Origin of the sequence: Acidisphaera sp. L21, assembly GCF_009765685.1 — a bacterium.
Taxonomy (GTDB): domain Bacteria; phylum Pseudomonadota; class Alphaproteobacteria; order Acetobacterales; family Acetobacteraceae; genus LMUY01.
Genome location: NZ_LMUY01000075.1, coordinates 34,815 through 41,754, shown reverse-complemented (window position 1 = coordinate 41,754; position 6,940 = coordinate 34,815). Strand labels below are relative to the sequence as shown.

Below are 6,940 nucleotides of genomic sequence, written 5' to 3'. Positions count from 1 at the left end.
GACGCGCCATGCGTTCTACCAGTTCCTGGCCGATCGCAGCCTGGGCGAAGCGCAGCAGGCGGCCAAAGATGCCGGCATGCCGATCGGCCTGATATCCGACCTGGCCGTAGGCGTGGATTCCGGCGGCAGCCAATGCTGGGCCCGGCCGGACCAGACGTTGCTCGGCCTCAACGTCGGTGCGCCGCCGGATCTGCTGAATACGCGCGGACAAAGCTGGGGGCTCGCCGCGTTCTCGCCGCGCGGCCTGCAACTGCACGGATTCGGCGTCTTCATCGAGATGCTGCGCGCCGCCATGCGCCATGCGGGTGGGGTGCGAATTGACCATGCGATGGGGCTGGCGCGGCTATGGGTGATTCCCGACGGTTACAGCGCGGCCGATGGCGTGTATCTGCACTTCCCGGTAGACGACATGTTGCGGCTGATCCGCCTGGAATCGCAGCGTCACAAGGCCGTCGTGCTGGGCGAAGATCTGGGCACGCTGCCGGAAGGTTTCCAGCAACGCATCAGCAGCGGCGGCATGCTGGGCATGCGCGTGCTGTGGTTCGAGCGCGCGCAGGACCAGGGCTTCACCGCACCATCCGCCTGGGATTATGGCGCAGTGTCCATGACCAGCACGCACGATCTCGCCACGGTAGCGGGTTGGTGGTCCGGCCGCGACACGGAGTGGCGGCGCGAGATCGGACTCATCGACGCGGCCGGCGTGGCACGTGAAAATGACGAGCGCCGACGCGACCGGCACCTGCTGTGGTCCGCCATGCAGGCGAGCGGCGCGGCGCATGGCGAACCGCCCTCCCCGATCGACCCGGCGGAGGCGGTGAACGCCGCGATCCGGCATGTCGGCGCGGCTGGTTGTGCGCTAACGATCATCCCGGTCGAGGACGCGTTGGGCCTGCGGGAGCAACCAAACCTGCCAGGGACGCTTAACGAGCATCCAAACTGGCGACGCAGAATGCCGGGGCCGGCAGCCACGCTGCTGGACGACCCGGCGGTGGCGGCGCGTTTGAAAGACCTCGATGCCGTCAGGAAACGATAGATGAAGCGATTTACCGCTACCGCCCGCCTCCAGTTCCACAAGGATTTTACCCTGGATGCGGCGGCGGCCTTGGTGCCGTATTTTGCCAGCCTCGGCATTTCGCATCTCTACGCCTCCCCGCTGCTGAAATCGCGCCCGGGCTCCACCCACGGCTACGACATCGTCGACCACAATCAGATCGATCCGGAACTGGGTAGTGAGGAGGCGTTGCGCCGGCTCGTGGCGGAGTTGCGGCGGCATGAGATGGGGTTGGTGCTGGATATCGTGCCCAACCACATGGGCGTCGGCGGCGCCGATAATGCCTGGTGGCTGGACGTGTTGGAATGGGGGCGGGCCAGTGCCTATGCCGAGTATTTCGACATCGACTGGGACCCACCCAATGCCTCGCTCCGCGGACGGATGCTGGCGCCGTTCTTAGGCTCTCCCTATGGTGACTGCCTGGACAACAAGGAACTGACCCTTCAGTTCGACCCGGCGGACGGTCGGCTGTTCGTCGGCTACTATACGCATCGCTTTCCGATCGACCCACGGGACTATCCGTCCATCCTGTTGACGGAGGGTGGGCCGCTGGAAGAGGTGGCGCGCAAGTTCGGCGCCCTATCGACGACCAATCGCGATGCAATGCGGCGGGACGCTGCGGTCGCCTGCCAGGCGTTGCGCTCGCCGGACTACACACAGTCCATCGCGGAATGCCTGCGTGGATACGATCCGGCGACGGAGGTGGGTCGCGACCGCCTGCACCGGTTGTTGGAGCGGCAGAATTACCGGCTGTCCTGGTGGCGTGCCGCGACGGACGAGATCAACTGGCGCCGCTTCTTCGACGTGAACGGCCTGGCCGGGGTGCGGGTGGAAGTGCCCGCAGTGTTCGATGACACGCATCGCACCATCCTCCGCCTGTATACCGAGGGGTTGATCGACGCCGTCCGCATCGACCACGTGGACGGGCTGGCCGACCCGCGCGGCTATTGCCGCAAGCTGCGTCGCCAGTTGGACGCGGCGCACGAGAATCGGCCGCAGGCGCTACGCGGCGAGCGCGCCGGCTTATGGATCGAAAAAATTCTGGCGCCACAGGAATCGCTGGCAACGGAATGGCTGACCGACGGCACTACCGGCTACGACTACATGAACGATGTGTCGGCCGTGCTGCACGACCCGGCGGGTGAGGAGAAGCTCACCACCCTATGGACCACCCTAACGGGGCGCCCCGCCTCGTTCGAGGAAGAGGCGAAGGCGGCCCGGCGGCAAATCCTGCGCGAGAGCCTGTCCAGCGAACTGTTCTCCGCTGCCGCGGCGCTGCAACGGGTGGCACGGCGGGATCTCTCTACGCGCGACTACACGCTGACGGCGATCCGCCGCACGCTGGTGGAGATTCTGGTTCATTTCCACGTCTACCGCATCTACGCCGGGTTGGCTGGAATGTCGGACACGGACAAGCGGGAGATGGACTGGGCGATGGCTGGCGCGCGGCGAACGGTTCGCCCGACCGACCGCGATCTCCTGGAACTGATCGGTGGCTGGCTGTCTGGCGAGGGCATTCGTCAGGTGCCGGCCGGCAGCCGCCGGCAGGAACGGCTGCGGGCGATGGTGAAGTTTCAGCAGTTATCCGCCCCGACGGCCGCAAAATCGGTGGAGGACACGACCTTCTATCGCTTCGGCCGCCTGATCTCGCGCAACGAAGTGGGGACGGAGCCATCTCAATTCGCGATTTCGCCAGCCGGCTACCACAATGCCATGCGAGCCCGGCGCAAGTCCTTCCCGCTGGCGCTGCTGGCCACGGCGACGCACGACCATAAGCGCGGTGAGGATACGCGGGCACGGCTGGCCGTCATCAGTGAGTTGCCCGATGAGTGGGAGACCGCGCTGAACCGCTGGACACGGCTTAACGCGCCTATGAAGAAGGACCTCGGCGGCCCAGCACCGGACAACTGCGACGAGATCATGCTGTACGAGAGCATGGTCGGGGCCTGGCCACTGGGTCTGTCGGCGGATGACCGGGCGGGTGTGGCGGCGCTGGAGGAGCGGCTGGCTGCCTGGCAGGAGAAAGCCCTACGCGAGGGCAAACGCCATACCGGCTGGGCGGTGCCAAATGAGGAGTATGAGGCCGCCTGCCGCGACTTCCTGCATCAGGTCATGGACCCGGACCGCACGTCCCGTGTGTTGCATGAGGTTGCGGAGTTCGTGGAGCGCATCGCCGCCCCAGGCGCGGTCAACGCGCTGTCACAGGCACTGCTGCGCATCACCTCGCCTGGCGTCCCGGATCTCTACCAAGGCACGGAGTATTGGGATTTCAGCCTCGTCGATCCGGATAACCGCCGGCCGGTGGATTTCGCGGCGCGCCAGATCTCGTTGCAGGCGGGTGCGACCCCAGCGTCGCTATTGGCGGATTGGCAGGATGGACGGGTGAAGCAGGCGGTGATCGCTGCCGCACTGCGGTTCCGTTCGGTGTCCGGCGGCTTGTTTACCGAGGGCAGCTACGTTCCGCTGCGGGTAGAGGGCAGGAAGGCGGACCACGTGCTCGCCTTCGCCCGCGTGTTCGAAGGGCGGGCATCGATCACCGCGGTCACGCGGCTTCCGGCTCAACTTTGCGGCAATTCAGCGGTCTTGGTGACGGGTGCGGCGAGTTGGGATGGAACCTTCATAGTTCCGCCACGTAATTTTATCGGCCGCCGTACTGTTGACGTATTGGCAGCGCAAAAAGAGCCCGGCAAGGAGCTGACGGGACGCTTGCCGGTGTCTGAAATTCTCGCCACGTTCCCGGTGGCGTTGCTGGAGGTTCGATGAACCGTCTCGTCGTTGTCTCAAACCGCGTGCCAACGCCGGGCGGTGGGGCGCAGGCCGGTGGGCTAGCCGTGGCCCTAGCAGGCCTGATGGAACAGCGCGGCGGTGTGTGGTTCGGGTGGAGTGGCGATATCTCGAACGACCATAGCGTGAAGTCGCATCAGGACGGCAACGTCCAATACGCGACGATCGATCTCAGCCAGTCGGAGCACGATCGCTACTACAACGAATTCTCCAACAGCACACTGTGGCCGCTGCTGCACTCGATGCCGGAGCTGATGAGCTTCGATCGGCGGAATGCTTCGGTGTATCGCGCGGTGAATGAACGCATGGCCAGCAGTCTGGCACCGCTGCTGCGCCCAAACGATATGCTGTGGATTCACGATTATCATTTGATGGCGATGCCGGCGATGCTGCGGGCCCGTGGCGTGACGGCGCCGATCGGGTTCTTCCTGCACATCCCCTTCCCTTCCCCCGACATGCTGGCCAGCGTGCCCGAAGCCGGCGCGTTGATCCGCGATCTGGTTGCGGCCGATCTGATCGGGTTTCAAACGCAAAATGATGTGGAGAATTTCGCGGAGGCGGCACATCGTCTAGCCGGTGCGACGCGACTGACGGGTGGTTGGCTGCACGTGGACGGACGTCGGGTCCGCCTCGGCGCATTTCCGGTGGAGATCGAGGCGCGCGAGTTTGCTGCGACGGCCGAACATGCCTGGCGCGCCGCGCCGACGGAGCGGCTGCGCCGAAGCCTGCAAGGGCAGAAGCTGGTATTGGGCGTGGATCGCTTGGATCCGACGAAAGGCCTCATCCAAAGGCTATCCGGTTACCGTCGCCTGCTGGAGACGCGTCCGGATTGGCGCCGCCGGGTAACCTTTTTGCAGATTGCCGCCGAGAGCCGGAAAGATGTGTCCGCCTACCGTGTATTACGCGAGGCTGTGGATCGCGAGGCGGGTGCCATCAACAGCGAGTGGAGCGAGCCGGATTGGACGCCCCTTCGCATCGTGGCACGCGCCGGTGCCCGGTCCACGATGGCTGGCTACATGCGCGAGGCACGCGTCGGCTTGGTGACGCCGCTACGTGATGGCATGAACCTGGTGGCGAAGGAATACATTGCCGCGCAAGACCCGCAGGACCCGGGTGTGCTCATCCTGTCCCGCTTCGCCGGGGCCGCCAAACAATTGGGGTCGGCCTTGATTGTTAATCCGCATGATGCGGATGAATTGGCGGACGCGCTGGACACGGCGTTGCGCATGAGCTTGAGCGAGCGGCAGGAACGGTGGCTGTCGTGCTGGCGCGCGATCGAGGGCGCCACGCCGGTGGTGTGGGGCCGTACTTTCCTGGCGACGCTGCTGCGCGTGGGCAGTGGCGCGCCGGCCAACACGGTGTCTGGCCCGAAAGTCGTCCCCGAGGTCGTGCGCCAGCGCAACGTTTTCCCGGGCTGAGCGCGAAAGCCGCCCTCTCCCGCGGGGAAGAGGGCGGCGAATTCGCTAGGCTGCTGCGGCCTGGAGCACTACGCGGCCGGTGACTTTGCCATCCTTCAATCGCATCAATGCCGCATTCGCCTCTGCCATTGGCACGGTGCTGTAGGGCAACGGCTTCAACGTGCCAGCCTGCGCGAGCGCCACGAGTTCGCGCAATTCCTTCGGGTTGCCGACATAACTGCCACCGACCGTCAATTCGCGCATCGCCATCACCGGCAGCATCAGCGTCATGTCGCCGCCGAACAAACCGACCTGGACTAGACGGCCGCCCTTGGCAAGCGCGGCAAACGCAAATCGCGCGGTTGCGGTGCCGTTCACCAGGTCGATCACGGCGCGCACCGGGCCACCGGCAGCGGCAATGATCCGCTCGGTCACGCCTTCACCACTGCCGTCCACCGTGGCGGTGGCGCCGGCCTTCGCGGCGATGGCCCGCTTTTCGTCGCTGACATCGACGCTGATGATGTTGCGGTGGCCCATCGCCTTCAGGACGGAGATAGCGTTCAGCCCTAGTCCGCCTGCCCCGACCAGCACGATCGGCGTGTCCGGCGGCAGCGGCATCACCTTCTTGATGGCGGAATAGACCGTGATGCCGCTGCACGCGTAGGTGGCGGCGAGCGCTGGGTCGACATTGCCGGGGTCGACGAGGTGGCGTGGCTCCATCGCCAGCACGTGGGTGGCGTAGCCGCCATTCTGGAACACGCCCAGCGCCTTGCCTTCGGCGCACATATTGTCTTCCTCGGCCAGGCAACGGTCGCAATGGCCGCATCCGACCCAGGGGAAGACGATCCGCAGGTCACCGACCTTTACGCCGGTCGCATCCGGCCCCAGCTTAACCACGCGCCCGACGATCTCGTGCCCCATGGCGAGCGGCAGCTTCACACCACGATCGGCCAGCGACATCCGCTTGCCGGCGCCGATGTCGTAATAGCCTTCCCAGATATGCAGGTCGGAGTGGCAGACGCCGCAATGCGTCACCTCCAGCAGAACCTGCTTACCGGTCGGCTCCGGGGTGGGAAGCTCCATCTCCTGCAGATCCGCCCCATTCTCGACCACGGCCCAAGCGCGCATCGCGTCCTCCTGTTTTTACGGAGGGATGACACACCCAGGGGCGCGTGGGGTCAACGCCGCCGAGGGTCCAAAGCGTCCCGCAGGCCGTCGCCGACCAGGTTGAAGGCGAGCACGGCCAGGAAAATCGCGGCGCCGGGGAAGATTGCGAGCCAGGGCGCCTGCGTCAGGAAACGCTGGGCCGCGTTCAACATCGAGCCCCAGGACGGTTCGGGCGGCTGTTGGCCCAATCCCAGGAACGAGAGACTCGCCTCTGCGATGATGGCCATGGCGATGGCGAGCGTGGCCTGCACCAGCACCGGCGGCACGATGTTCGGCAGTACGTGCCGCACCGCGACGCGCCAGGGCGGGTTGCCCAGGGCGCGCGCGGCCTCGACGTAATCGTTGGACGCTGCATCGATCGTGGCTGCGCGGGAAACCCGGATGAATACCGGCGTCGCGGTGACGCCGATCGCGATCATGGCGTTGGTGAGCGATGGGCCGAGAAACGCCGCCAGGGCGATCGCCAGGATGAGGAATGGACACGCCAGCATGGCGTCCACCACCCGCCCGATGACTGCATCCACCCAGCCGCCGGCGAACC

The 6,940-nt window shown here is 65.8% G+C and carries 5 protein-coding genes; 3 read left to right on the top strand and 2 right to left on the bottom strand.

Annotated features, from left to right (window positions below; genetic code table 11):
• The 3 genes from malQ to GSQ76_RS14965 all read left to right on the top strand — a co-directional run.
• The coding region (gene malQ, locus GSQ76_RS31835) for a 4-alpha-glucanotransferase (protein WP_254070420.1) at window positions 1-1,033 on the top strand (1,033 nt) is incomplete at its 5' end.
• Window positions 1,034-3,814 (top strand): malto-oligosyltrehalose synthase, encoded by a 2,781-nt coding sequence (treY, locus tag GSQ76_RS14970; RefSeq protein WP_158744713.1) that lies wholly within the window; start codon window positions 1,034-1,036, stop codon window positions 3,812-3,814.
• Window positions 3,811-5,253, top strand: coding sequence for a trehalose-6-phosphate synthase (locus GSQ76_RS14965; RefSeq protein WP_158744712.1), 1,443 nt, complete (start codon window positions 3,811-3,813; stop codon window positions 5,251-5,253). The genes treY and GSQ76_RS14965 overlap by 4 nt, the downstream gene beginning before the upstream one ends.
• A 45-nt stretch (window positions 5,254-5,298) precedes the next feature.
• On the opposite strand, the gene GSQ76_RS14960 is transcribed toward GSQ76_RS14965, so the two are convergent.
• Both GSQ76_RS14960 and GSQ76_RS14955 read right to left on the bottom strand, forming a co-directional pair.
• Complete coding sequence (locus tag GSQ76_RS14960; protein WP_158744711.1) at window positions 5,299-6,360, bottom strand: alcohol dehydrogenase; 1,062 nt, start codon at window positions 6,358-6,360, stop codon at window positions 5,299-5,301.
• 50 nt (window positions 6,361-6,410) lie between these two features.
• Window positions 6,411-6,940, bottom strand: a 530-nt coding sequence (locus tag GSQ76_RS14955; protein ID WP_158744710.1) for an ABC transporter permease, incomplete at its 5' end; no start/stop codon positions are given.